The 25,710-nt window shown below is 68.2% G+C and carries 20 protein-coding genes; 8 read left to right on the forward strand and 12 right to left on the reverse strand.

Annotation, left to right across the window (positions count from 1 at the left end):
- Positions 1 to 422: 422 nt before the first annotated feature.
- The 8 genes from ACIA12_RS23825 to ACIA12_RS23860 all read right to left on the reverse strand — a co-directional run bounded on the left by ACIA12_RS23825 (position 423) and on the right by ACIA12_RS23860 (position 10,788).
- Positions 423 to 1,670: a CehA/McbA family metallohydrolase gene (locus ACIA12_RS23825; RefSeq protein WP_396369234.1), complete on the reverse strand. Its 1,248-nt coding sequence runs from the start codon at positions 1,668 to 1,670 to the stop codon at positions 423 to 425.
- Entirely contained in the window at positions 1,670 to 3,115 is a 1,446-nt protein-coding gene (locus ACIA12_RS23830; protein WP_396369235.1) for an ABC transporter ATP-binding protein, read from the reverse strand. The genes ACIA12_RS23825 and ACIA12_RS23830 overlap by 1 nt, the downstream gene beginning before the upstream one ends.
- Complete coding sequence (locus tag ACIA12_RS23835; RefSeq protein WP_396369236.1) at positions 3,115 to 3,936, reverse strand: carbohydrate ABC transporter permease; 822 nt, start codon at positions 3,934 to 3,936, stop codon at positions 3,115 to 3,117. The genes ACIA12_RS23830 and ACIA12_RS23835 overlap by 1 nt, the downstream gene beginning before the upstream one ends.
- The gene (locus ACIA12_RS23840; RefSeq protein WP_396369237.1) at positions 3,933 to 4,856 is read right to left on the reverse strand and encodes a carbohydrate ABC transporter permease; all 924 of its coding nucleotides are present in this window, start codon (positions 4,854 to 4,856) and stop codon (positions 3,933 to 3,935) included. The genes ACIA12_RS23835 and ACIA12_RS23840 overlap by 4 nt, the downstream gene beginning before the upstream one ends.
- A complete protein-coding gene (locus ACIA12_RS23845; protein ID WP_396369238.1) occupies positions 4,856 to 6,283 on the reverse strand; it encodes an extracellular solute-binding protein in 1,428 nt (475 codons plus the stop codon). The genes ACIA12_RS23840 and ACIA12_RS23845 overlap by 1 nt, the downstream gene beginning before the upstream one ends.
- A 496-nt stretch (positions 6,284 to 6,779) precedes the next feature.
- Positions 6,780 to 7,526 (reverse strand): ricin-type beta-trefoil lectin domain protein, encoded by a 747-nt coding sequence (locus tag ACIA12_RS23850; RefSeq protein ID WP_396369239.1) that lies wholly within the window; start codon positions 7,524 to 7,526, stop codon positions 6,780 to 6,782.
- A gap of 457 nt (positions 7,527 to 7,983) precedes the next feature.
- Positions 7,984 to 8,442 carry a hypothetical protein gene (locus tag ACIA12_RS23855; RefSeq protein WP_396369240.1) on the reverse strand — a complete coding sequence of 153 codons (459 nt, stop codon included), beginning with the start codon at positions 8,440 to 8,442 and terminating at the stop codon, positions 7,984 to 7,986.
- 39 nt (positions 8,443 to 8,481) lie between these two features.
- Positions 8,482 to 10,788, reverse strand: a complete 2,307-nt coding sequence (locus ACIA12_RS23860; RefSeq protein ID WP_396369241.1) for a DEAD/DEAH box helicase — start codon at positions 10,786 to 10,788, stop codon at positions 8,482 to 8,484.
- Positions 10,789 to 10,995: 207 nt separating this feature from the next.
- Between ACIA12_RS23860 and ACIA12_RS23865 the strand changes: the two genes are divergently transcribed.
- The 4 genes from ACIA12_RS23865 (at position 10,996) to ACIA12_RS23880 (ending at position 15,917) form a co-directional block, all read left to right on the forward strand.
- Complete coding sequence (locus tag ACIA12_RS23865) at positions 10,996 to 11,325, forward strand: STAS domain-containing protein (RefSeq protein ID WP_396369391.1); 330 nt, start codon at positions 10,996 to 10,998, stop codon at positions 11,323 to 11,325.
- A 238-nt stretch (positions 11,326 to 11,563) separates the two neighbouring features.
- Positions 11,564 to 13,867 (forward strand): sodium-translocating pyrophosphatase, encoded by a 2,304-nt coding sequence (locus ACIA12_RS23870; protein WP_396369242.1) that lies wholly within the window; start codon positions 11,564 to 11,566, stop codon positions 13,865 to 13,867.
- A 326-nt stretch (positions 13,868 to 14,193) separates the two neighbouring features.
- Positions 14,194 to 15,174, forward strand: coding sequence for an ABC transporter ATP-binding protein (locus tag ACIA12_RS23875; RefSeq protein WP_396369243.1), 981 nt, complete (start codon positions 14,194 to 14,196; stop codon positions 15,172 to 15,174).
- Positions 15,174 to 15,917 (forward strand): ABC transporter permease, encoded by a 744-nt coding sequence (locus ACIA12_RS23880; protein WP_396369244.1) that lies wholly within the window; start codon positions 15,174 to 15,176, stop codon positions 15,915 to 15,917. Before ACIA12_RS23875 ends, ACIA12_RS23880 begins: the two co-directional genes overlap by 1 nt.
- A gap of 153 nt (positions 15,918 to 16,070) precedes the next feature.
- Here ACIA12_RS23880 and ACIA12_RS23885 read toward each other — a convergent pair whose 3' ends face one another.
- Positions 16,071 to 16,904 carry a hypothetical protein gene (locus ACIA12_RS23885; protein ID WP_396369245.1) on the reverse strand — a complete coding sequence of 278 codons (834 nt, stop codon included), beginning with the start codon at positions 16,902 to 16,904 and terminating at the stop codon, positions 16,071 to 16,073.
- Positions 16,905 to 17,106: 202 nt separating this feature from the next.
- On the opposite strand from ACIA12_RS23885, the gene ACIA12_RS23890 reads away from it, so the two are divergent.
- Together ACIA12_RS23890 and ACIA12_RS23895 are read left to right on the forward strand one after the other, a co-directional pair.
- Positions 17,107 to 17,901, forward strand: a complete 795-nt coding sequence (locus tag ACIA12_RS23890) for a DUF2785 domain-containing protein (protein WP_396369246.1) — start codon at positions 17,107 to 17,109, stop codon at positions 17,899 to 17,901.
- Between the two features lies 1 nt (position 17,902).
- Entirely contained in the window at positions 17,903 to 18,694 is a 792-nt protein-coding gene (locus ACIA12_RS23895) for a class I SAM-dependent methyltransferase (protein ID WP_396369247.1), read from the forward strand.
- Here ACIA12_RS23895 and ACIA12_RS23900 read toward each other — a convergent pair whose 3' ends face one another.
- A complete protein-coding gene (locus ACIA12_RS23900) occupies positions 18,695 to 20,065 on the reverse strand; it encodes a hypothetical protein (protein ID WP_396369248.1) in 1,371 nt (456 codons plus the stop codon).
- A gap of 145 nt (positions 20,066 to 20,210) precedes the next feature.
- On the opposite strand from ACIA12_RS23900, the gene ACIA12_RS23905 reads away from it, so the two are divergent.
- Together ACIA12_RS23905 and ACIA12_RS23910 are read left to right on the forward strand one after the other, a co-directional pair.
- Positions 20,211 to 21,668, forward strand: coding sequence for a methyltransferase (locus ACIA12_RS23905; RefSeq protein ID WP_396369249.1), 1,458 nt, complete (start codon positions 20,211 to 20,213; stop codon positions 21,666 to 21,668).
- Between the two features lie 78 nt (positions 21,669 to 21,746).
- On the forward strand, positions 21,747 to 22,505 hold the full coding sequence (locus tag ACIA12_RS23910; protein WP_396369250.1) for a crotonase/enoyl-CoA hydratase family protein: 759 nt from the start codon (positions 21,747 to 21,749) through the stop codon (positions 22,503 to 22,505).
- Here ACIA12_RS23910 and ACIA12_RS23915 read toward each other — a convergent pair.
- Together ACIA12_RS23915 and ACIA12_RS23920 are read right to left on the reverse strand one after the other, a co-directional pair.
- Positions 22,502 to 24,064: a diguanylate cyclase gene (locus tag ACIA12_RS23915; RefSeq protein WP_396369251.1), complete on the reverse strand. Its 1,563-nt coding sequence runs from the start codon at positions 24,062 to 24,064 to the stop codon at positions 22,502 to 22,504. The two genes, ACIA12_RS23910 and ACIA12_RS23915, sit on opposite strands and share 4 nt — an antisense overlap.
- 40 nt (positions 24,065 to 24,104) lie before the next feature.
- Positions 24,105 to 25,682, reverse strand: a complete 1,578-nt coding sequence (locus tag ACIA12_RS23920) for a diguanylate cyclase domain-containing protein (protein WP_396369252.1) — start codon at positions 25,680 to 25,682, stop codon at positions 24,105 to 24,107.
- Positions 25,683 to 25,710 lie beyond the last annotated feature (28 nt).

The raw sequence follows: 25,710 nt of genomic DNA on the forward strand, positions 1-25,710 counted from the left end.
TGGGGCCTTCGGCACCGGCACCTGGCACCGGCACCGGCATCTCGGGCACTCGACGCCGGCATCTCGCACCGGCACCTCCCACCGACACCGGCACCTCCCACCGACACCGGCACCTCCCACCGACACCGGCACCTCCCACCGACACCGGTACCTCGCACCGACACCGACACCGGTACCTCGCACCGACACCGGTACCTCGCACCGGCACCGGTACCTCGCACCGGCACCTGGCACCGGCCACCTGGCACCGGCCACCTGGCACCGGCCACCTGGCACCGGCCACCTGGCACCGGCACCTGGCACCGGCACGGCACCTGGCACCGGCATCTGGCGCTGGCACATCTGGTGTTGGTGGTGGCGCATTCTGCGGTGGTAGCTAGGGGACTTGCGAGGCGCAATGGTGGGTGGAGTGGTGGGGGTGGTTAGGCGGTTAGGGAGAGGAAGCGGTTGGTGGGGGTGATCAGGGCTGTGCCGGGGGTGGTGGGGGCGGGGATGGATTCGTAGGGGGAGCGGATGGGGTGGGGGGTGCCGTCGGGGGTTAGGAGGAGGGTGTTGGGGGCGTCGATTACTACTAGTTCGTTGTCGTTGTGGAGGACCAGTGGGGCGTCGTAGCCGGCGGAGATTGCGGTGCGGCCGGCGGCTAGGCCTTCCAGGACGGCGGGGACCAGTTCGTCGGGGCCTTCGGCGGAGGCGTCTATGGCTATCCAGGTGGTGGGGATTCCGGGCGTCGTCAGTGAGGACGGGTTGTGGTAGTCGCTGCCGCCGATGGGGATGGTGCCGAGGCCCCAGGCCTGCCACCAGGCGACTGGGCCGCCCCAGTGGTGGTCGAGCCAGGAGGAGTGCCAGATCTCGGCCAGTGGTGGGTGTTCGGGGAGGGGATGGCGCCAGGCGCAGTCGCCGCTCAGCGGGTGGTTGATCGAGAGCAGGCCGCCGCGACGGGCTACCTCCGTCACCCAGGTTGATGCTGGTTGGCGGAAGTCGATCGTGCCGATGGCGCCGAAGGCGTTGGCGTGGCCGGTGTCGGTGGTGACCTCCTGGCCCGGGATCAACCCGATGCCGATCTGCCGGCTCAAGCCGGCGAGCTCGGCGTGATGTGCCTCGGTGTTGTGGTCGGTGATCGCCATGACGTCCAACCCGGCCGACACCCCGAGGGCAGCGAGGTTGGCGACCGGTGTCGAGCCGTCCGAGTGCAGTGAGTGGGCATGAAAGTCACCCGCCACCCAGCGAAGGCCGTCGGCGGCAGGCAGTACCCGGCGCGGCGGACGAGCCGGTACGCCGACAGCAGCCGTCAAGGCGACGTACTCGTCCAGTCCCGGGATCACCGAGACCGGCCCGGTCACCGCCTCGACCACTAGCTCAACACCCTCGACCGGGACCCGGTGCAGCCCGATCACCACGAACCAGGTGCCCTCCTCCAATTCGCCGGGCACGTAGCCCGGAGTCGCAGCAGTCGAGGTGATCGCGAAGGACTGCCGCGCACCGCCGGACCAGCCGCGCCAGCCGCCGGCCCCCTCACAGCCGAGGTCGATCACGGCGCCTTCGACGTCGGGGACAGTCAGGGTGACCAGCAGTCCCGGGCAGCCCGCAGGGATGTCGACCGGCAGCGAGTGCCAGACGGAGGCCGCCCTGTCGTCCAGGGTCCACCGCTGCCGGTACGTCGTGATCGCCATCAGCCGACGACGGCAGGCTGGCGGGCGAGCAGTTCGCCGGACTCGCGGTGGTACAAGAGAACCCGCTGCGCAGGAGCAGTCAGTACTACGGGAGTCCCCGGCGCGGGCTCGTCCTCCTCCGGCACAGTCACGCCGACGAGCACACCGTCGCACTCCACGCTGACCAGAGACATGGTGCCAAGGTTCTCGGCCACCACCACCGACCCGCGGATGCACGGACCGGCCACGTCGCCAGTCGACAGGGTGAGGTATTCCGGGCGGATGCCGACAGTCACCTCGGCGCCGGCCGGCACGGCTGAGATTGCCGCCGGCAACCACCCACCAGCCACCGACACGACCCCCAAGCCGCTCGAGCCACCCCAGCCGTCCCCGAAGCTGGCCGAGCTGGCCCCGGAGGTGCCTGAGCTGATCCCGGAGGTGCCTGAGCTGATCCCGGAGGTGCCGGAGCGTGCCCCGACGGTGTCCGAGGGGGACTCGCCGGCGCCCGATCCGACCGACTCCGAGCCAGCAGCGCCCCAGTCAGCCAAGCCCGAGCCCGAGCGTGCCCCGACGGTGTCCGAGGGGGACTCCCCGGTGCCCGAGCCCGACTCCGAGCCGGCGGCGCCCCAGCTAGCCGAGCCCGCGCCGGCCAAGCCCGCGCCGGCCAAGCCCGCGCTGGCCGAGCCCGCGCCGGCCGAGCCCGCGCCGGGGCCGGGGCCGGAGGTGACTACTCCGGGGAGGAGGTTCATTGGGGTTGAGCCGATGAAGTTGGCTACGAAGGTGTTGGTGGGGCGGGCGAAGACTTCGCGGGGGGTGCCGAGTTGGCGGAGTTTGCCGGATTGCATCACGGCGATCCGGTCGGCCAGGGCCAGTGCCTCGGCCTGGTCGTGGGTGACGAAGACTGTGGTGATGCCTAGGTCCCGCTGCAGCTTCTTCAGGAAGGTGCGGGCCTCCAGGCGCAACCGTGCATCCAGGTTGGACAGCGGTTCATCGAGGAGGAGCACCTTGCCCTCGGAGGCGATCGCGCGAGCCAGCGCGACCCGCTGCTGCTGGCCGCCCGACAGCTGCCCCGGTCGCCGTTCGAGCAAGCCCTGCAGCGACAGCTCGCCCGCCGTGCGCGACGCAACACCGGAGCGAGTAGCCGCAGCGACCCGGCGTACCTTCAAGGGATAGGTGATGTTCTCCGAGACGGTCATGTGGGGAAAGAGCGCGTAGTCCTGGAAGACCATCGCCACCCCACGCTTGCCCGGCTCGAGTCGCGTCACGTCGGCCGAGTCGATCCGGACGGACCCTTCCGTCGCGGACTCCAGCCCGGCGATCGTGCGCAGCAGCGTCGTCTTGCCGCACCCGGACGGTCCGAGCAGGGCGAAGAACTCGCCGTCGGCCACGCTCAGGTCGAGTCCGTCGACGGCGCGGACGCCGTTCGGGTAGACGGTCGCCAGGCCTTCGATCTCGATACCGGCCATCAGCTCTTGATCCCTCCATGGAAGCGGAACCCATAGCGCGAGTTCACCAGCAGATACAGCACGACGACCGGGATCGAGAACAGCAGCGAGAACACCGGCAGAACCTGCAGATTGACGCTGCCGCCCTCGTCGGTGAAGGTCTGCATCAGCACCGGCCCGGGCTGCAACTCGATCGACCGGATCAGCAGGAAGGGCACCAGGAAGTTGCCCCACGAGTTCACGAACGCCCAGACCAGGATGGTCGCCAGTCCCGGCCGGGCCACCGGCAGCACGACATCCCGCAGGATCTGCAGCGGCGAGGCGCCGAACACCCGGGCGGATTCCTCGTACGACTTGGGCACCGCGTCGACGAAGTCCTTCAGGATGAAGATTGCCGCAGGCAACAACCCGCCGGTCATCACCAGCGCGACCCCGAACCGCGAGTCGATCAGCCCGAGCTGGAACATCATCACGAAGATCGGCACCATCGCGGCGGTCCCGGTGACCACCGACGACAGCAGCAGAAGCCCGTACAGCAAAGCGTCCCGTCCCGGGATCCGCACCCGCGACAGCGCATAGCTCGCCAACGCCGCGAACACAGTCACCGCGACAGCCGTACTACCGCAGATCAGCAGCGAGTTGACCATCGAGTGCAGCGCATAAGGATGCTCGAACGTCTTCCGGACGTTGTCGAGCGTCCAGTCCGGCCAGTGCACGCCGAGACCCGGCGACGAGTCGAACGGCGCCGAGGCGATCCACAGCATCGGTACGGCGAAGAACAGCGTGATGACGCAGATCATCACGTAGAAGCCGATCCGGCGTACTACGTAGGCGGGGTTCACGAGCGCCTCCGCAGCAGTCGCAGGTAGAGCAGCGCGACGAGCAGGTTCGCGATCAGCAGCAGGAACGAGATCGCCGACGAGTAGCCGAGCTCACCGCCCTGCAGCGCGACGTTGTAGATGTAGACCGGCACGGTCTCCGACTCGTGGTTGGGTCCGCCGCGGGTCAGCAGGAACGGTGAGAAGTCGTTCGCGGTCCACAGCGAGATCAGCAGCGTGTTGGTCAGCACGTGCCCGCGGATGTGCGGGAGCACGATGTCCCGCAGCGTCTGCCAGCCCGACGCCCCGACCATCCGCGCCGATTCGAGCTGCGACGGCGGTACCGCTTGCAGTGCCGATGAGTAGAGCATCATGGAGAAGGCGGTACCGCGCCAGGTGTTGAACACCACCAGGCAGACCATCGGGTAGTCGATCAGCCAGGCTGTGCCCTGCGTCCCCAGGATGCTGTTCAGCGTGCCGGTGTCCCGGTCGAAGAACGCGATCCACAGGTACGCGACCACCGTCGACGGCAGGATCCAGGCCAGCAGAACAAGGCCTTCCACGGTACGCCGTACCGCCGGGCGAGCTCGCCGCATCGTCCAGGCGAGCGCGAAACCGAGGATGTTCTGCCCGATGATCGCCGAGCCGAGCACGAACAGCATCGTCAGCCACAGCGCGTTGTGGAACAGCGCGTCGTTGAGCGCCTTGGTGTAGTTCGACAGTCCGACGATCGACGGTGACACGGCCTCGACGCCGGTCAGCCGGTAGTTCGTGATGCCGATGTAGATCGTCCAGATCGCCGGGAAGACCAGGAACGCCCCGATCAGCAGCAACGCCGGCGCCACGAAGCCGAGGGCCCGGCCGATGCCGAGCCCCGCGACGTCCTGGGCCGGACCCCGGACCCGTGCCGGGCGGCCCGGCACGGGTTCGATGACGGCAGCCATCAGTTGCTGGTGACCTTGTCCTTGCTACCCGCGGCGGCCTCGACGGCCGTCTGGTAGCTCTTCGCTGCGGCGTCCACGGACTTGCCGCCGACCACGTCCGCGGTCGCCTGCTGCAGTGCGGCCGAGATCTTCGGGTACTCCGCCATGCCCGGCCTGTACTGCGTCAGCGGCAGCACCTTGGTGGCGACGAAGTTCAGCATCGGGTCGCCGGCCAGTACCTCGGCGTTGACGTCCGTCCGCTGGGTGATCTTGGCAGCCCCGGCCAGTGATGCCTTGACCATCTCGGCCGAGTTCATGAACTGCAGCAGCTCCCAGGCCTGCTGGGGGAACTTGGTGTTCGGGTTGATCACGGTCGCGCCGCCACCGGACATCGAGACGAAGTCCTGGCCCTTGATCCCGGCACCGGGCTTGCTGGCCGGGATCAGCGCGTAGCCGACGGCGCTGTCGCGGTCCGCCATCTTCGCGACGCCGGCCTTGGGCTCGACGACGCTGCGCCAGAAGTAGTCGCCCTCGAGCAGGATGCCGATCTTGTTGGCGGCGAACTCGGCGAACGACTTGTCCCGGCCCTTGGCCTCGCGCTGCAGGATCGGGTCGCCCAGCCCGGTGCTGTAGATCGACTTGTAGAAGTCGAGCACCTGGCGGATCTGCGGGGTGTTGCCCAGCCACTTGCCGTCGGTGTTGATGGTCGCGCCGGTGCCCACCAGGAGCGGCAGGATGCCCTGCATGGTGGTGGCCTCGCCCATCGCCGTACCGGCGTTGAGCTGGATCGGCGTCACGCCGGCCAGCTTCTTCAGCGCCTGGCCGGCCGCGGTGATGTCGTCCCACGACTTGGGCTGCCAGTCGGCCGGCAGCCCGGCCTGCGCGAACAGCTTCTTGTTGAAGTACAGCACCCGGCCGTCGGTTCCACCCGGTACGCCGTACCGCTTGCCGTCGAAGCTGCCGAGCTGCTGGACCGAGTCGGGGATCTGCTTCCAGCCGTCCCAGCCGTCGACCTTGCCTGCGTCGCCGACGGTGTCGGTGAGCGGCTTGATGTAACCGGCCTGGGCGAACTCGCCGACCCAGATGCCGTCGATGCTGAACAGGTCCGGGCCGGACTTGTTCGACAGGCTGAGCGCGAGCTTCTGCTTGTAGACCTCGTCGTCGGAGCCGTCGCCCTGGAACTTGACCGTGACGTCGACGCCCTTGGCCTTCTGCGCCTCGACGAACTTCGGGATCAAGACGTCCTCGGTGAACTCGGCGCCGGCGCTGCTCTTGCCGCCCTTCACCGAGTTCGAGCCGATCACCAGCTCGATCTTCTTGGCGTCGGAGTTGCGGTTCGCGTCCTGGTCGCCGCTGCCGGAGTCCGACGAGCCGAGGCAGCCGGTCAGCAGCACGGTGGCAGCCGTTCCTAGTACGGCCAGCCGGAACAAGCGCGGGATACGTCGCATCAGGGGCTCCTTGCGGGTCTGTGCAGCCAGTGCGGGTTCACCTTGGCACTCCGCGAGAACTTTGTGAAGACTTTTATACGGCGAAGGAAGAAATGTTGTTACTTTCCAACGTAATTCCGTTGCCTTCGGCTACATCCATGGCCGGCGGAGGCTGTCAAGTCCGATCCGGGCGGCAACCATTGCGGAAAAGTTAAAGTGCGCTCGCGGTTGGATGACAAAGAGTAGGGGAGTAGATACAGAACGTGAGATCGCGCGGTAGCGTCAGTGCCGATCGGATCAACGGAAGCGGAGGTGAAGAACATGTTGCTCGGACTTCTCCACGGCCTGCTGGATGACTGCTACTACTACTGGCACTGCCACCACGGCTGCTGGTGGTGACCCGCTGACCGGGCTCCTCCGCTGACGCGCAAGCAGCGGATCGCCTACCGAAAGGAAGGGGCCGGTCCCGAGAGATCTCGGGACCGGCCCTCCTCTGTGTGGCTGAGGATCCTCCTCGTTACTTCTGGGCCAGCTGCATCATCTGCTTCGGCAGAGTCGTCATCTGGGCCGGTACCGGAGTCTTCGCCTGCAGCAGGCTGAACAGGCTCGACGCGGCGTTCGCGATCGGCAGCGGCAGGGCCAGGCCCAGCGATGCCAGCAGTGCGTTCACGAGTGCCAGAACCGCGCCGAGGATGTCCAGGCCCGGCAGCGGCAGCGCGCTCCACCCCTGGTACTTCGCCCCGCTGGCCGACTGGACGCCGGTCGGCTGGGCCTGCTTCTTCACGCCCTTGCCGAGCAGCGAACTGAGTGCCATTCCGTTCGCCGCGTTGACGAACGAGCCGGACGACTCGTCGTAGTTCCACTTCTGGCCGTCACCGTCGCGGCAGGGCAGCACCAGGACCGGTGCGTTCTTCGGCGTGGTGACCAGGTCCGCACCGGTGTCCAGGCAGGCGCCGGTCTTCGCAAGGGCGCCACCGACGCTCTTGCTCATCGCGACCTGCAGCTGGCCCTTGTCGGTGAGCACCCATTGCTGGGTCTTGCCCTCCTTGCCGGGAGCACAAGCCATCATCACCGCCATCGGGACCTTGTTGGACGTGACGAAGGTGAGGCAGTACCGGGTGTCCGCCCGGTTCGCGATCTGCTTCACCACGCCGACCTCGACGCCGGGTGGGGTGGCCGGGGCCGGAGCCGCCGCCTGAGCGGGGATCGCGGTGGCCAGGGCGACGCTGACGGCGAGGACTGCCACGCCGGTGCGACTCAACATTCTACGGATGATCAAGACAACCTCCAGAGGTCGTGCTATCTCGCGGCGTCAGGTCGTCGGGACCCCGAGGCGAGAGCGGCCGAGCCTGGTTCCGGGAACCGCGACGAGCACCCCATTGCGCGTGGGGCGAGTTGCGGGTCGATCCCCCGATGAGGAGGCGGTGTGGCCCGGAAGGCCGGCGGTGACTCAACGCGACGTCGACGCCACGATCAGTAGTACACAGGACCGGAGGAAGTGGCTATCGAGATCGACGGGAACTTGATGCCAATGGCAACTAACTGCCATGGATGAATTGTTGCGTCAGGCATCGATATACGGCTGGGTGATCGCCGTGCCGCGGCTGAGTGGCGGCTGTGCCCGGATTGAGATGTTACCCCGAAAACCGTTGCGGGGCACGTTCCCTGGCTGAGCCGGTTTCACCTTCTGGGAAAGGTGAAACCGGCTCACGCGGTAAAGCTCAGTGCGGCTGTTTCGAGTCGGTGCCATCGGCAACGATGTGCCGTTCGGCGGCCAGCCGCTCGCCGTCCGACACGTCGACGGTCCGGGCGTCAGGGTCGTCGTCAGCCAGGGCCGGCGAGCTGGTCGGGTCCGCGGTCGCGGAGTCCGCGGCGTGCCGCCCGACCGGTTCCTCGACCTGGTCGGAGGCTGACGCGTCAGGCTCCACCGCGGCCACCCGCTGGCGGAGCTGGCGTACTTCCTGGTGCCGGCGGTAGCCGCGGCCGAGTCCCTTCTTCGTCAGCCACAGGCCGAGAGTGATGGCGATGCCGGCGGCGGCACCGAGGAAGAACAGGGTGGGGACGGCGAGTCCGAAGTCGACGCCGAACACCGACATGGTGGTCGAGTCGCCGGACGAGACGGAGACGCCCAGGCCGAAGAGGACGGCAAGGACGATCAGGACGATTCCGAGAGCCAGCATGATCGCTGCCTTTCTTCCAGCAGCCTGGTGCTGGAGGTTTCAGGCCTCACTGCGAAGAAGTGCGGTAAGCAGCGCCACGGCGCCGCCTTTGTCGAGCGGGTTGTTCCCGTTCCCACATTTGGGTGACTGTACGCACGACGGGCAGCCATCCACGCACTCACAGTGTGCAATCGCCTCCCGTGTCGCGGTCAACCACTCGCGCGCCGCGGCGTACCCGTGTTCGGCGAAACCGGCCCCGCCCGGATGCCCGTCGTAGACGAAGACCGTGAGCCGGCCCGTGTCGGCGTGCTTGGCGGTCGAGACGCCGCCGATGTCCCAGCGGTCGCAGGTGGCGAACAGCGGCAACAGGCCGATCGAGGCGTGCTCGGCCGCATGAGCAGCCCCCGGTACGTCGCTCAGCCCGAGCTCCTCGACGAGCTGGTCGGGCATGGTCCACCACACCGCTTTGGTGCGCAGTGTCCGCTCGGGCAGATCCAGAGGTTGCTCGTCGAGCACATCACCGGTGACGAGCTGCTTGCGCTGGAACGAGATCACCTGGTTGGTCACCTGGACCCAACCGCGGGACAACTCGGCCGCACCCCACTGCCGCGTCTCCTCGGTCGCCAGGATGCTGATCTCGGTGACGTCCCGTGCGAACGTCGTGTAGTCCGGCGACGCGGCTTCGACGATCGCCGCATGGTTCTCCAGGTCGAGTGTGCGCACCAGGTACGACTCGCCCGCGTGCACGTAGACCGCGCCGGCGTGGACGCTGGCGTGTGCCGAGCCGCCGTCGACGGTACCGAGCAGCCGGCCGGTCTGGTCCTCCACGATCTGCACCGTCTTGCCGCCTGCTGAGCGGATGTCGATCGCGTCGACCGCCCGGTCGCGCCGGGTCCAGAACCAGCCGTGCGGCCGTTCCCGGAGCAGGCCCTGTTTGACGAGTTGCTTGATGACGGTCTCGGTGGTGGCGCCGAAGATCTCGTAGTCGTCCGGCGTCAGCGGTACTTCCTGGGCGGCGGCGCAGAGCTGTGGGCCGAGGATGTACGGGTTCTCCGGGTTGAAGACAGTCGCTTCGACCGGCCTCCCGAAGATGGCGGCCGGGTGCCGGACCAGGTAGGTGTCCAGGGGGTCGTCGCGGGCAACCAGGACTGCCAGGGCATCGCCACCCGATCGCCCTGCCCGTCCAGCTTGCTGCCAGAGGGATGCGCGCGTCCCCGGCCAGCCGGACAGTAGTACTGCGTCCAGCCCGGCTATATCTATGCCGAGCTCCAACGCATTGGTCGCGGCCACTCCGGTCAGCTCGCCGCTCTGCAGCATGCTCTCGAGCCGCCGCCGCTCCTCGGGCAGATAGCCCGCCCGGTACGCCGACACCTGCTCGCTCAGCGCCGGGTCGACCTCCGCGAGGTTCTGGCGAGCAGTCATCGCGACGGACTCTGCTCCGCGGCGCGACCTGACGAAAGCCACGGTCCTCACGCCTGACACCACCAGGTCGGTCAGCAGGTCGGCCACCTCGGCCGGGGCGGACCGGCGTACCGGCGCTCCGTTCTCACCACGCAGGGAGGTCAGCGGCGGCTCCCAGAGGCCGAAGGAGATGCCACCTCGGGGTGAGCCGTCCTGTGTGACCTCCACCATCGGCAGGCCGGTCAATCGCTCCCCGGAGACAGCCGGCTCCGCCACGGTCGCCGATGCGCAGACGAAGACCGGGTGCGCCCCGTACTGCGCGCAGACCCGCCGCAGTCGGCGCAGGACCCCGGCGACATGTGCCCCGAACACACCTCGGTAGTGATGGCACTCGTCGACCACCACGTACTGCAGTGCTCCGAGGAACCGGGCCCAGCGTTGGTGGTTCGGCAAGACGGACCTGTGCAGCATGTCCGGGTTGCTCAGCACATAGGTGGCGTGGTCGCGAGCCCAGTCCCGCTCGGTCCGCTCCGAGTCGCCGTCGAGGGTTGTCGGACGCAAGCCGGGCACGGAGTACGCCGAGACCGCGCGCAACTGGTCGTGGGCCAGGGCCTTGGTGGGAGACAAGTACAGAACAGACGCCGTCCGCCGATGTGGTGACGCCGCGTGCGCGATGCTCAAGGTGGCGAACGCCGGCAACAGGTAGCCGAGCGACTTGCCGGACGCAGTACCGGTCGCGACCACCACGTGCTTGCCGCTGTACGCCGCTTCGGCCGTCGCGACCTGGTGGCTCCACGGCGCGGTGATACCGGCATCCGCCAGCTGGGCGATCACCTCGGGTGGCGACCAGCGTGGCCATTCACTCGTTTGACCTAGTCGGGGTGGCACTGATTCCACATGCGTCAGCCGCTCGGCGCGGCCAGGTCCCGCGGCGAGCCGCTTGAGAATCTCGGCTGCCTCACTCACCCTGCCGACCTTAGTCAAGGCCATGGACACAACGACATCCGAGAGTGCACGGGCGAATGCGCAACGCGTGTGCAAATGCGGATGCACGCGTCAGTTTGGACAGCCGGCTCGACGCGGGATGCACCGAAATGAAAGAGTTTTGGCACACGGCCCTACTCACGGTCCGTACATGGTTGAATGCAACAGTTCACGGGATCGGAGGCCGAAGTGGATCTGTCGCTGGCGACGCGCGCGGAGGGCGCGCGCATTGTCGTCGAGGTGGGTGGGGAGATCGACGCGTTCGCCGCGCCGAAGCTCCGCGACAAACTCGACCAGCTGATCGAGGCGGGCAACCACCAGCTGGTCGTCGACCTGGAGAGGGTGGAGTTCATGGACTCCGCCGCGCTCGGCGTGCTGGTCGGCGCGCTGCGGAAGATGGAGGCGCGCGACGGTTCGCTGTCGCTGGTCTGCACCCGCGAGCGGCTGCTGAAGATCTTCCGGATCACGCATCTGGACAAGGCTTTCGAGATCCATCCGGACGTCGCCTCGGCCATCTGAGGCGGGCCCGGTCCGATCGCGGGGCAAGGGAAAAGGTGTCCCCGCGATCACAGCCGGTGAACTGCCGGCCGTCGGCGGCGGGTATGACGTAGACCACCCTGTCATCAGGTCTGGTAGTTGACCCGTTAGAGTGACCCACCGCGCCAGGCCTTTGGCGCTGTGTCGTAATTCTCAACCCTTCGGTGTGCGGCAGTACGGGGGCCGTTCAGCCCTGAGGGGTTGCCTACAAGGAGGACGGATGTCGTCGCTTGCTGTACAAGCGGTGGATCTTTCGTCGAGCAACACCACGCTGGTCGCCGTTGTCGGAGTGATCGCGATCCTCGCGGTCGCCATCGCTCTGGTGTTCCGTCGTCAGGTGCTTGCCGCGAACGATGGCACCGAGAACATGAAGGTCATCGCCCAGGCGGTCCAGGAAGGCGCCGCAGCCTACCTGTCCCGGCAGTTCAGGACGTTGTCGATCTTCGCCGTGGTGGCGTTCCTGCTGCTGTTCCTGTTGCCTGTGCACAGTGACGGCGGCAACGAGACCACGCTGAAGATCTTCCGGTCGGTCTTCTTCCTGATCGGGGCCGGATTCTCGGCAGCCATCGGCTACCTGGGGATGTGGCTCGCCACCCGCGCCAACGTCCGGGTCGCCGCGGCTGCCCGCGACGAAGGCCGCGAACCCGCCATGCGGGTCGCGTTCCGGACCGGTGGAACCGTCGGCATGGCGACCGTGGGCCTCGGCCTGTTCGGCGCCGCGCTGGTGGTGCTGCTCTTCAAGGGTGATGCCCCGACCGTGCTGGAGGGCTTCGGCTTCGGCGCCGCCATGCTCGCCATGTTCATGCGGGTCGGCGGTGGCATCTTCACCAAGGCCGCCGACGTCGGCGCGGACCTGGTCGGCAAGGTCGAGCAGAACATCCCCGAGGACGACCCGCGCAACGCCGCGACGATCGCCGACAACGTGGGCGACAACGTCGGTGACTGCGCCGGTATGGCCGCCGACCTGTTCGAGTCGTACGCCGTCATGCTGGTCGCCTCGCTGATCCTGGGCAAGGCCGCCTTCGGCGAGCAGGGCCTGATCTTCCCGCTGATCGTGCCGGCCATCGGCGCGGTCACCGCGGTCATCGGCGTCTTCCTGACCAAGCCGCGGGCCGGCGAGAACGGTCTGCGGACGATCAACCGGGCGTTCTACATCTCCGCGGCGATCTCGGCCGTGCTGTGCGCGGTGGCGGCGTTCGCCTACCTGCCGAGCAAGTTCGCCGACCTGACCAACGCGACCGCGGCGATCGCGGCGCAGGACGGCGACCCCCGGGTCATCGCCACCGTCTCGGTGATCATCGGCATCGTGCTGGCCGCGATCATCCTGGCCCTGACCGGCTACTTCACCGGTACCGAGGACAAGCCGGTGCAGGACGTCGGCCGGACCTCGCTGACCGGTGCGGCCACCGTCATCCTGTCCGGTATCTCGGTCGGCTTCGAGTCCGCCGTCTACACCGCCCTGGTGATCGCCGCTGCTGTCTACGGCGCCTTCCTGGTCGGCGGCTCCGGTGTGCTCGCGCTGTTCGCGATCGCGCTGGCCGGTGGCGGTCTGCTGACCACCGTCGGCGTCATCGTCGCGATGGACACCTTCGGTCCGGTCTCCGACAACGCGCAGGGCATCGCCGAGATGTCCGGTGACGTGGACGGCGAGGCGGCCCAGATCCTGACCGAGCTGGACGCCGTCGGCAACACCACCAAGGCGATCACCAAGGGCATCGCGATCGCCACCGCGGTACTCGCGGCGACCGCGCTGTTCGGGTCGTACACGGACTCGATCTACGCGGTGCTGAACGACGCCGGCGACGCCGCGTTCAACATGGACGCGCTGGTCTTCGACCCGTCCACGCTGGTCGGCCTGATCATCGGCGCGGCCGTCGTCTTCATGTTCTCCGGACTGCTGATCAACGCCGTCGGCCGGGCCGCCGGCGCGGTCGTCTACGAGGTACGTCGCCAGTTCCGCGACATCCCCGGGATCATGGAAGGCACCGGCAAGCCGGAGTACGGCAAGGTCGTCGACATCTGCACCCGCGACTCGCTGCGTGAGCTGGCCACTCCTGGTCTGCTCGCGATCGCGGCCCCGATCGCCGTCGGTTTCGGGCTGGGCGCCTCGGCGCTGGCCGGTTACCTGGCCGGCGCGATCGCCAGCGGCACCCTGATGGCCGTCTTCCTGGCCAACTCCGGTGGCGCCTGGGACAACGCGAAGAAGCTGGTCGAGGACGGCAACCACGGCGGCAAGGGCTCGCCGGCACACGAGGCCACCATCATCGGTGACACCGTGGGCGACCCGTTCAAGGACACCGCCGGCCCGGCCATCAACCCGCTGATCAAGGTGATGAACCTGGTCTCCGTGCTGATCGCGCCGGCCGTCGTCGGGATGTCGTCGATCGGTGAGGACAAGAACACGGCGCTGCGGATCATCATCGCGCTGGTCGCGTTCGTCATCATCATCGCGGCCGTGGTGGTCTCCAAGCGCCGGGAGTCGGTCATCTCCGACACCCCGGCCGAGGCCAGCATCGCTGCCTGATTTGTCTTGACCTAGTACCGACGTAGTACCGCCGAAAGGCCCGCCGGAGTTCGCTCCGGCGGGCCTTTCTGTTCGGACAAGACGTTCGGCCATCGACCGTCGACTTTGGTCGGATGCGCCCGGTGGTCTTCGTACGGCATCGTCGGGGTCGGGTCAGGGGGTCAACCGATGGCATCCCGGGTCCGGCAGGCGGCAGAATCCACCTGCGGGTGGACACACCGGATCCGCCCGGGGTGCGATGTGATGACCCGTCCAGGCCTCGATACTGAGGTGGACAACCGCCCGCCCATCAACTCACTGGCGCGCCACCGAACGAGGAGTACGGGATGATCGAGGCAAAAGGCCTCACCAAGCGATACGGCGCCACCGTTGCCGTTGACAACCTTTCATTCGAGGTGAAGCCGGGGAAGGTGACCGGCTTCCTGGGCCCGAACGGGGCCGGCAAGTCGACCACCATGCGGATGATCCTGGGCCTGGACACCCCGACCTCCGGCGACGTCCGGATCGACGGCCAGCACTACAGCGACCTCAAGCAGCCGCTCCGCAAGGTCGGCGCCCTGCTGGACGCCAAGTGGGTGCACCCGAACCGGTCCGCGCGTGCCCACCTCGCCTGGATGGCAGCCTCCAACAAGCTGCCCAAGGCGCGAGTGGACCAGGTGCTCGAGGCCGTCGGCCTGACCCCGGTCGCCGGCAAGCGCGCCGGCGCCTTCTCACTCGGTATGTCCCAGCGGCTCGGCATCGCCGGCGCGTTGCTGGGTGACCCGGAGATCCTGCTGTTCGACGAGCCGGTCAACGGCCTCGACCCCGAGGGCATCGTCTGGATCCGGAACTTCATGCACCGGCTGGCCGACGAGGGCCGCACGGTCTTCGTCTCCAGCCACCTGCTGTCGGAGATGGCGCTGACCGCCGAGGAGCTGGTGGTGATCGGCCGCGGACGGCTGATCTCCCAGACCAGCACCAAGAACTTCGTCGACAACGCCAGCGGCAGCAGCATCAAGGTCCGCAGCCCGCAGCTGGACCAGCTGCAGAGCCTGTTGCAGCAAAGCGATCTGATCACCCGGATCGAGGACGTCGAGGACGAGGGCAAGGTGCTGTTCGTCGACAGCGAGGTGACCACCGACTCGATCGGCGAGGCGGCCGCCGCGCAGGGCATCGTGCTGCACGAGCTGAGCCTGCAACGCGGTTCGCTGGAGGCCGCCTTCATGCAGATGACCGGCGACTCGGTCCAGTACCACGCGCACGACTCGGAGCTGGCGCCCGCGCTGGCGGCCGCCGAGATCGTCGTGGCCGAAGAGGAGAAGAACTGATGTCCCTGATCACCGTGGAGCGGATCAAGCTCTTCACCACCCGGTCGCCCTGGTGGTGCATGGTCCTCTCCCTGCTGCTGTTCGACGGCGTCATCACGCTCCCCTATATCTTCGCGCCGGACGACACCAAGTGGACGACACCCGACACCCAGTCCTTCTACCTGTTCGGGTTGGTCGTGATGATGGTGATGGCAGCCCTTGCCGTCACCACGGAGTACCGGTTCAGCACCATCCGGACCAGCTTCCTCTCGGTCCCGAAGCGGACCCCGATCCTGGTCGCGAAAGCCGTGGTGGTGTCGGGCCTGAGCGCCGTGGTCGGCCTGGCCTCCGCGTTCCTCTCCCTCCTTCTCGCGAAGTTGCTGGTCGCGGACGCCGGCGGTCTGACTCTGAAGACCGCCGCGGACTGGCGAGCGGTGGCGGGGATGGGGGCGGTGTACTTCCTGGCCGCGCTGATCGCGGTGGCGATCGGCATCCTGGTCCGGCAGAGCGCGGGCGCGATCGCGATCGCGGTCTGCTGGCCGCTTCTGCTCGAAGGTATCGGCCTGACGATCCCCAAGGTGGGCGACTTCGTCAGCGACTGGGGTCCCTTCAGCCGGGCCGGATGGTTCATCACCGGTACCTCCAGCGGCCCTGACGCAGCCGACGCGTTGATGTCGCCGGGCTGGTCGCTGGTGTACTTCGCCGGCTGGGCGATCGGCCTGCTGGTGGTCGCCCTGGTGGTCGCCAAGAAGCGCGACGCCTGACAGACGGCCGCCGGGTGGGTTTCCCGCCCGGCGGTGCGAGACCCGGCCGGGCTGAGGGGTCCTGGTCGCCACGGCTCGTGAAATATCCGGTCTTCCGGATATTTCACGAGCCGTTCCTCATTTCATTCTCTTTGTGGTTCCGGCTTTTTCCGGTCAGCGGCAGTTCTTCTGGCCGACGATCTTCCAGTCGCCGGTGTTCGGCACGATGCGATGCTGGTAACAGGCATTCGCCTGGATCTCGCCCAGGCTCTTGATCGTCTTGAAGATGCCGATGAGCGAGATCTTCGGCGCGACGTCACAGATCACCTTGACGATCTTCTGGACCGCTCCGGGCAGCTTGGCGATGCCCTTGCAGGCGACGTAGGCGCCGGCACCACCGGCGGCGATCAGCGCGCCGAGCGTCAGCTGGATCTCGGCGCCCAGCATGTTCAGGTAGATCCCGCGGCCGTAGGTCAGCTTCGGGTCCATCGTGATCGGGTACTGGGCGCCGGCCCTGTCGACGCGCTGGACGAGTTCGTTGCCCGTGGACGCCTCGTACCAGGTCTTGAGCGTGCGTCCGGTCGCGTCCACCGCCCAGGGGGCCTCCACGACGCCTACGAGGTCCGTTCCGGGCTTCGACAGCAGGTACCCGGCCCCGGCCTGCTCGAGGCGCCAGCCGGCCGCGAGGGCGAGCTCGTACCGTGCGGTGTCTCCGCTGCGCAGGACCGTGATGACCTGGCCGCCGTCCGGGAGTTGCCGGACGACCGAGTTGCGGCGGTCCTTGGCGCTGATCGTGTGCGAGACACCGGCCGACGAAACGGTCACGCTCTTCGTGGAGTCGCGTACCTCGACCGCCGGCCGGGCCGGTCCGGTCGCTTCTGGGCCGCGGGCCGCCAGCGCTTTGCCGACAACCGCCGCGGTATCCGGACTCGCATTGGCGACCTGACTGCCGGCCAGAATGACGCCGAACGTCAGCGCAATCGAAACCATCCCCCGAATGAATTTCATTTCTTCTCCTTTGCCGAAGTGATATTCGGAGACTAAGGAGAATGTCGCGGAAGGTGGCAACCCTTTCTGCAGCAAGCTGCAGATATCCAGCCGCGGAAGTATGGATCGAGCCGGAACCGCAATGTGGCCGGGCTTGCGGTCGTCACGACTGTTCACCGGAGCGGGCTGCCGGGCGGCCGCCGGCTTTGTTAGCCTGCGGGGCATGACCGATTGGGCGCAGGTGCGCGCGGACGGGTTCGCCGTACCGGCTGGTCGACCGGTGGAGGAGTTGGTCACCGAGCTCTCGGCGATGCTCCGGTCGCCCGATCCGCTGATCCGCGACGCGCAGGCGTACTCGACGCTCGCCACCTGGATCAGCAACGGAGTGCTCGGGCCGACGGAGTTGCGGGCGCTCGGGGACGACATGGTCGGCCGGTTCGCCGACTCGGAGATCCAGGCGCGGACGTTCGCGCCGCTGATCCTCGACTCGATCGTCTCGCACGGCGTCTTCGAGCCGTCCTGGGTGCCGCCGTTCGAGCGCTGGTACGTGGCTGAGGAGGATCTGCGCGGCTTCGACCCCAAGCTTGGGTGGCTGCACGCCGTTGCGCACGGGAGCGACCTTCTGGGAGCGCTGGCGCGGGTCAAGGCCGTCGAGCCGGTGCAGATGCTCCGGCTGGGCATCGGACGGCTCCTGACGCCGACCGAGTACGTGCTGCGCGATCTCGAGGACGACCGGCTGGGGTTCGCCCTCGCCGTCGCGCTGACCCGGCACGATCTGTCCGAGGAGGACGCGGTCGGCTGGCTCGATCCCGCCATCCGGGCCTTCGGCACGCTACCGGCCGCCGGCTTCCGCCCGGAGCAGACGAACACTCTCCGCACCCTCCGCGTCGTCTACCTGCTGGCCGACCACGGCGTCCGCCTCGACGACGACCACCCGAACGCCCAGCTCCCACACCGCGACCAGGTCAAGTCCAAACTCCTAGACCTCTTCCGCACCGCAACCCCGTACTACTTCTGAAGTGACCACCGAGGCGATCCGCGCCAACTACGCCCGGGTCGCCTCGACCTATGCCGGTGACTGGGCAGAAACCCTCGCAACCCACGGCCGAGCCCTCGCAGACCGCCTCCGACCGGCTGTGACTACCGGACGAATCTTGGAGTTGGGGTGTGGCCCGGGCTTGGTGCTCTCGCATCTGGCAGCAGTGAACCCGGGGGCTCGGGTGGTGGGGGTTGATTTGACTGAGGAGATGTTGCGGCTGGCTCCGGCGGGGTTCGGGCGGGTTGTTGGTGATGCTCAGGCGTTGCCGTTGGGGTCTGGGGTGGCTGATGCGGTGCTGATGCCGTTCGTGCTGTTCCATCTGCCTGAGTTGGCGGTGGCGCTTTCCGAGGCACGGCGCGTGTTGGTCCCGGGTGGGTCGTTCGGGGCCGTCACCTGGGCGGGGCATGATCCGCATCCGGCGTACGAGGTGTGGGTGCGGGTGATCGACGAGCACGGTGCTCCGCCCGACCCATCGCCGCAGATGCCGTCGAACGACATCACCTCCGATCCCGTGAAGCTCCGGATCGCCTTGCAGGCGGCGGGGTTCGGTGAGGTCGAGATCAGCGTCGAGCGGTTTCGGCACCAGCCGACCGCGCGGGAGTTCCTGGCGCATTCGCAGGTGATCGGCGCGATGGCGCGGCGGATCGAGCAGCTTCCGCCGGATCGGCGTGCGGCGTGCCTGGCGGTCGCGGAGGAGGAACTGAGCCGGCTGGATTCCGATGCGTTCATCGAGTCCGGCACGGTCCTCTACACGACCGCCAGAGCTAGCTGACTACTGGAAGGTTGCGGTAGCGGTCAGGGTGGGGAACGTCACCGTGCCCGAGGTCGGGGTGGCGCCGGAGTCGATGGCTGTGTAGGAGAGGACGCTCTTCGCGGTCAGCTGGACGACCTTGGTGGCGGCCGGGACGGGGACCGGGATCACGTCGAGGGTCTCGGCGCCTGGGACTGGCGGGATCGGGGCACCGTCGGCCGTCACCGTGAGGAAAGGCGCCACCCAGGTCGTCTTGTAGAGGATGTAGTTGTAGTCCAGCTTCGACTCTGTCTGGACCCGCAACCAGGCCTTGCCGGCTGGAGCCCAGCCCTTGTCCGGATCCCAGGGGGTCAGGACCGCCTTCTTGAGCGAGAGCAGGTAGGAGCTCTTGTAGTACGCCCCGATGTTCCGGACGGTGAGCGGGAACGACTTGTTCAGGTTGGCGACGACGCCGGTGCGGTAGTACGCCGCCGCGACATCGGTCGTCGTGCGCTCGCCGGTGGTGAGCGAGAGCTTTTGGACGACGCCGGCGTTGGTCGCTGTCAGCGACAGGTCGGAGGTGTCCTTCGGAACCGACACGAGCAAGGTCCGCTCGCTGGCGGAGGCTTCCGCCCCCACACCGGGGAACACCTCGACCGGGCGTTGCTCACTGCCGACCGTGACGGTCCACTTGGTCAAGGCGGACTTGGCGGTGCCCGCGTTGACCGCCGAGGCACCGATCAGTGGGTCGACGGTCGGCGTGGTGCTGAAGACTGCCACGACGAACTTCTCGCCGCTGGCGGGTGCCTTGACCTCGGTGCCCGCGCCGATGGTTTCCGGTGTCGCGAGGCCCTTGAGGGCCAGGGTGCCGTCGGGGACGACCAGCTTGCCGGTGGCCGGCTTGAGGTCGAGCTTCTCGCTCTTGTCGGTGACCGTGGTCAGCCCGGCCTGGGCGGCCGGCGCCGGCGGCGCGGCCAGCGCGTCCGCGTTGTCGTCGGCCTTCTTGTCGTCCGGTCGCCACAAGGCGCTGTTGTCCGGCCTCACCTGGGACTTCTGCCACTGGTCGTTGTCGGCCGGCTCGAAACCCGGCTTGTCGCCGCCGGTGGTCTGGATCGGGAGCACGTCCCACACCTGGCGCTCGGGCGTGCCGAGCCGGCGGAGCGGGCCGCAGGCCACCGTGCCGAGCGATTGCTTGCCATCGGCACCGGTCACGAAATAGCAGCGCGCCGACGGGTCGAGGTTCTTGTTCGACTCGGCATCGACCTCCTTGTGCCAGTCGCCCTCGGTGGTGGTCAGGAATGCCGAGGCGGTCTTCTTCTCGACCGTTCCGGCGCCTGTCTCCAGACCTGACGCCCCGCAGCCGGCCAGGACCACCAGTCCTGCGGCCAGGGCGACACCCACTCGCGTCTTCATCGCGTTTCCCCTCGTTCGACAAGCATTGATTGTGCTGACCTCCGACACCTGAAATCCTGCCAGTTCACGGGGCCTCCCGACCGGGCGTTCGCAAAGCTGTGGATAACCCGCCGGGATGCCGGCTGCGGCCTGCGAGGATAGCGACATGGAAGAGCAAGAGCTGGCCGCGGGTCTGGTCGATCGGCTGCGGGCCGCCTTCGAGGCGGCGGCGTACACGGTGGAGGGCGTTGCGGCGCGCTTGGACGGATCAGCCAACAATGCGCTGGCGCGCAATGAGACTACCCTCGCTTTCCAGCGGACGGCCGCCGGTGACTCGCTCGACACGATGATCAGGCTGTTCCTGCTGCAGCGGGCCGTGCCCAGAGATCTTGTGGAGAAGGCATTCCCGGGCGACACGACCGAACTGATTGCCCTGGGCATCTTACGGGAAGCGGGTCGTCATCAGCTCGCGGCGGCGCTCGACGTCCGGCCGTATGCCGAGGACGACCGGCAGTGGTGGGTGATCGCTGATCTCACGCCGGGGCTGGACGGCCGGCGCGAGCCGATGCGGCCGGACTATGTGCTGGGGATCGCGCCGGCGAGTCTGAGCCTGGTCAGGCTGACCGTGCCGATCAAGGCCGGGAAGGCGCTCGACATCGGCACGGGGTGCGGCATCCAGGCCTTGCATCTGGCCGATCGGGTCGGCCAGATCGTTGCCACCGATGTCAATCCGCGTGCTCTTCGCCTGACTCGCTGGACGGCAGCGCTCAATCGGGTCGAGCTCGAGGTACGTGCTGGAAGTCTTTACGAGCCGGTCGCGGGGGAGCAGTTCGATCTGATCGTGAGCAACCCGCCGTACGTGATCGCGCCGCCGGCGGCCGATGCGCGGCTGACCTATCGCGAGACGGGTTTCGCCGGAGATGCCGTTGTCGAGCAGTTGGTTCGGCAGGCTCCGCGGCATCTGACCGAAGGCGGCTGGTGTCAGTTGCTCGCCAACTGGACCTGCGTTCGGGGGCAGGACTGGCGGGAACGGATCGCGGGCTGGACCGGGGATCGGTCCGGCTGGGCGGTGCAACGCGAGCAACTCGACCCAGCGGAGTACGTGGAGTTGTGGTTGCGCGACGCGGGTCTGCAGGGGCGTCCGGAGTACACGAGCCGGTACGACGCCTGGCTGCGATGGCTCGACGAGCAACAGGTCGAGGCGATCGGGATGGGATGGATCAACCTGCACAACGTCGCGGGCAGCATGGATGCGGAGGAGTGGCCGTACGAGATCGAGCAGCCGATCGGGCCGCATGTGCTGGATCGGTTCGAGCGGGTCGAAGGACTGCCGGCCGAGCTGACCGGGCTGCACCTGACCATGGCCGAGGATGTCGTGCAGGAGACGGCGGGTCAGCCTGGTGCCGAGGATCCGGCGACGATCGTGCTGCGCCGGCAACGCGGGATGCGCCGGGCCGAGCAGGTGGACACGGTGCTGGCCGGCTTCGTCGGTGCCTGCGACGGCGAGCTCAGCGTCGGCCAGATCCTCGACGCTCTCGCCAGCCTGCTCGAGCGCGACGACCTGCACGCCGACTACCTCCCGAAGATCGCCGGCCTCATCACCGAAGGCTTCCTTCACTACTAGTCGGTTCGTAAACCATCGTCACTTGGCGTGATCAAATAGGTAGCATTCAGTCACCGTTGGTTGACTGGAGGGTGCCTGATGGATCTGCGGCCGGTTCGGGTCGAGCTGACGGGCAGCGTGCTGGTGATGACGATCGATCGCCCCACTGCCCGCAATGCCGTTGATCGCGGGGTCGCCAAGGCGCTCAGCGCGGCCCTCGACTACCTGGAGACCCATCCGGAGATCACCGCCGGGGTGCTCACCGGCTCCGGCGGGCATTTCTGTGCGGGAATCGACCTCGAGGCCTTTCCCACCGAGGGAGTCCCGGTCGTCGGCGAGCTCGGACTGGCCGGTCTGACCCGGCGGCCGCTGACCAAGCCGTTGATCGCGGCCGTCGAGGGTTGTGCCGTGGCCGGCGGGTTCGAGCTCGCCCTGGCCTGCGATCTGATCGTGGCCGGTGAGTCCGCGCAGTTCGGGTTGCCCGAGGTGCAGCGGGGCCTGATCGCCGGCGAAGGCGGTGCGATCCGGCTGCCTCGGCGGTTGCCATACCACCTCGCCATGGACCTGTTGCTCACCGGCGACCCGATGCCGGCCACGACCGCGGCTACCCACGGCCTGGTCAACCGGCTGGTCCCCGATGGCGCGGCGCTCACCACGGCGATGACCCTTGCCGCCCGGATCAGCCGCAACGCTCCGCTCGCCCTGGCGGCGGTCAAGGAGATCGTCCGCGCGGTCACCGAGGACGCGGCCTACGCGATCCAGGATCCCTTGTATCGCAGGGTTTCCAGCTCCGAGGACGCGCAAGAGGGCGCGCTCGCGTTCGCCGCGAAACGCCCGCCTCGCTGGCAGGGACGCTAGTTCGTGCGGCGGCGGCGTTTCTCTTCGTACATCCGGCGGTCGGCGACGGTGAGGAGTTCGGTGATCGAGGTGCCGTCGGTGCTGCTGGCTTGGCCGATGCTCAGCCGGAGCATCGCGAACCAGGGGTGAGCGGCGCCCCGGGCGACGAGGTCCGCGGCTGCTTTGATGCGTTCGACCAGTTCGCCGGCGCCTCGTTCGTCGGGGTTGTCGAGCACAACGACGAACTCGTCGCCGCCGGCCCGGGCGACGACGTCGTCGGCGCGGCATTGCTCGGTCAGGAGTTGGGCGACGCGGCGCAGCACCTCGTCGCCGCAGGCGTGGCCGTGGCTGTCGTTGATGACCTTCAGGTTGTCGACGTCGATCGCGAGCACGGCGATCGAGCGCCCCGAGTCGAGCGCCGCGCCCATCCGCTCGTCCAATGCGCGGCGGTTGCCGACGCCGGTCAGCGGATCCTCGCGTGCGGCCCGCCACTCCGCGTCGTGCCGGATCGAGAGCTCATGGGTCGCGAGCGCGCTGCGTACGGCGTACAGGCCGCGCAGCCGCTCGGCCCACCAGCCGCGGGTGATCGCTCGCGCATACTGCAGACCTGACGACGCTCCGCCATCCCCGGAGTCGGCGACGATCTGTACCGCGGTATGCCGCACAAGCGCCTCGACAGGCGGGTCAGAGGTCGGCGGCAGATCGGTCGCAGCCCGCTCGGCCGCCTCCGTCGCCTCCTCAAGCCGGCCCATCGCCGCATAGGCCTGCGCCAGATAAGCACCGGCGATCGCAGCCATTTCGGGCGAACCCAGCTTCACCAACTGGTCGCGACAGTCCTTGAGGATGACCGCGGCCTCCGCCGGATCCGCCTCGAAATCGCTGGCCGCGAGCCACATCCGGCCGGCGATCGGCCAGTAGCCGATCAGGTTGGCGCGGACGATCACCTCATTCGCCTCCGCCGCCCAGTGCTTGGCCGCTTCACGCCGGCGGATGATCTCGGCGTCGTACACCGGATCGCCGAGCCGCTCCATCTCGTGGGCCCACCGCATGTTCGACTCGGCCAGGTTCATCCGGTTGATCGCCGGCGACTCGGGCAGGCCGAGCGGATCCACCCCGGCCGCGGCGGCGAACTCGAAATGCGGGATGCACAACTCGAACAACCGCAGCAGGTCGTACGCATAGCCCAGCCCGGTATGCGCCCAGCTCGCCAGCCCCGGGTCCTTCGTCCTGGCCAAGGCGTTCTCGGCCGCGACCAGGTCGGTCACCGAGTCACCACCCTGCCCGGTACGGATCAAGGTGACGATCCGGACCGCCAGCGCATTGGCCTCCCAGCCGGGCTCCTCGATCGCGCGGGACACCCGGATGCAGCCGTCGACGGCGTCCAGCGCGGTCTCGGCGTCGCCGGTGTAGTGGGCGGCGACGGCACGGACGTACTCCGCGGCCGCACGCTCGCTACTCGGCTCGGGACCGAGCTCGGCGAGCAGCAGACGGATCTCGGTCGCCGCTCCGGCCGGGTTGCCCGACTGGGCCCGCGTCATCGCGGCAGCGATCCGCGCGGTCACCCCCGACGTCTCCCGCACCCAGCCTCCCCGTTGTGTTCTGCCGATGGTCCTGCACCGATCACCTGGAACGGCGCTTGTCCTCGTACAGCCGGCTGTCCGCCATCGGGATCAGCAGCTCGACCGGCACACCTTCCGCGGTCGCGGCGTACCCGATGCTGAGGCTCAGCTTGCTGAGCCACGGCTTGGCGGTCGTGGCGGCCACCAGCGCCACCGCGGCGCGGATCCGCTCGGCCAGCTGCGCGCCGCCTTTGGCGTCCGGCTGGTCCAGTACCACGAAGAACTCGTCCCCTCCCGATCGAATCACGGCATCGGTGGCACGTGCCTGTTCTACCAGCAGATCTGCCACAAGTTGCAGCAATTCGTCCCCACAGGCATGCCCGAAGGTGTCGTTCACGATCTTGAGGTCGTCCACGTCGATGGCCAGCAACGTCACCGCGCGCTGCGAGTCGCGGGCCGCTGTCAGCCGCTCGTCCATCGCGCGCCGGTTGCCGATCCCCGTCAACGCGTCCTGCCGGGCCGCATGCCATTCGGCATCATGGCGGGCCGAAAGATCGTGCGCGACCAGGGCCTGCCGTACTGCGTTCAGCCCACGCCGGCGTTCTTTCCACCAAGCGCGAGCCACCGACTGGGCGTAGTCGAGCGAGGCCGCCGCGCCGGGTTCACCGAGCTGGACCGCCAGCTCGGACCGGGTCTGCAGCACCAGCAACTCGGTCGACGGATCGGACAGCGGAATCAGATCCTCGATCGCGCGACCGGCCGCGATCCGCGCCTGCTCGAAGTCGCCCTGCTCGGCGAAAGCCCTTGCCAGGTAGGAGCCCGCGATCGCCAGCCGCTCGGTCTCGCCGAGTTTGCTGAACTCGTCGCGGCACTCCGCCAGGTCCTTGGCCGCCGCGGCCGGATCGGTCGAGGTGGCGGCCGCGGCCAGCCAGAGCCGCGCGCTCAACCGCCAGAACACCTGGCTCTCGTCATCGACGATGACCGTCTCCGCCTCCCGGGCCCAGTGCGCGGCCGAGGCGAGCCGCTCGGTGATCTCCGACCGGTACGACGGGTCACCGAGGCGCTCGAGTTCATGCGCCCAGCGCAGTTGCGTCTCGGCCAGGTTGAGCCGGTCGATCGCCGGCGACTCGGGCAGTGGCAGCGCGTCGTCCTCGATCCCGACGGCGATCTCGTAGTGCGGGATACAGAGTTCGAACAGCCGCAGTACGTCGTACGCGTAACCGAGCCCGGTATGCGCCCACCCGCGAAGCCCCGGATCCGTCGTCCGCTCCAGCGCGTGTTCGGCCGCGACCAGGTCGTTGATCGTGTCGCCACCGCGACCGCTCCGGGCCAGCGTGATGATCCGGATCGCCAGCGCGTTGGCCTCCCAGCCCGGCTCGTCGATCGCCCGCGCGACGGCGAGGCACTCGTCCACCGCCGCGAGGGACTCGTCGGCGTCGCTGGCGTGATGCGCGGTCACCCCACGCACGTACTCCGCCGCGGCCAGGTCATAACACGGTACGCCGGCGAGCTCGGCGCGGATGGCGTCGATCTGGGCAGCGGCGACGACATGCCCGCCGGACTGGGCAAGCGTCATCGCTGCCGCGATCTGTGCGGACAACCGCCCCGCCTCCATCGCCCGCCCTTCCCTTGTCGTCACCCACCGTCCAGGTGAGACCGCCCATTGT

Source organism: Kribbella sp. NPDC051620 (genome assembly GCF_044453825.1).
Classification (GTDB): domain Bacteria; phylum Actinomycetota; class Actinomycetes; order Propionibacteriales; family Kribbellaceae; genus Kribbella.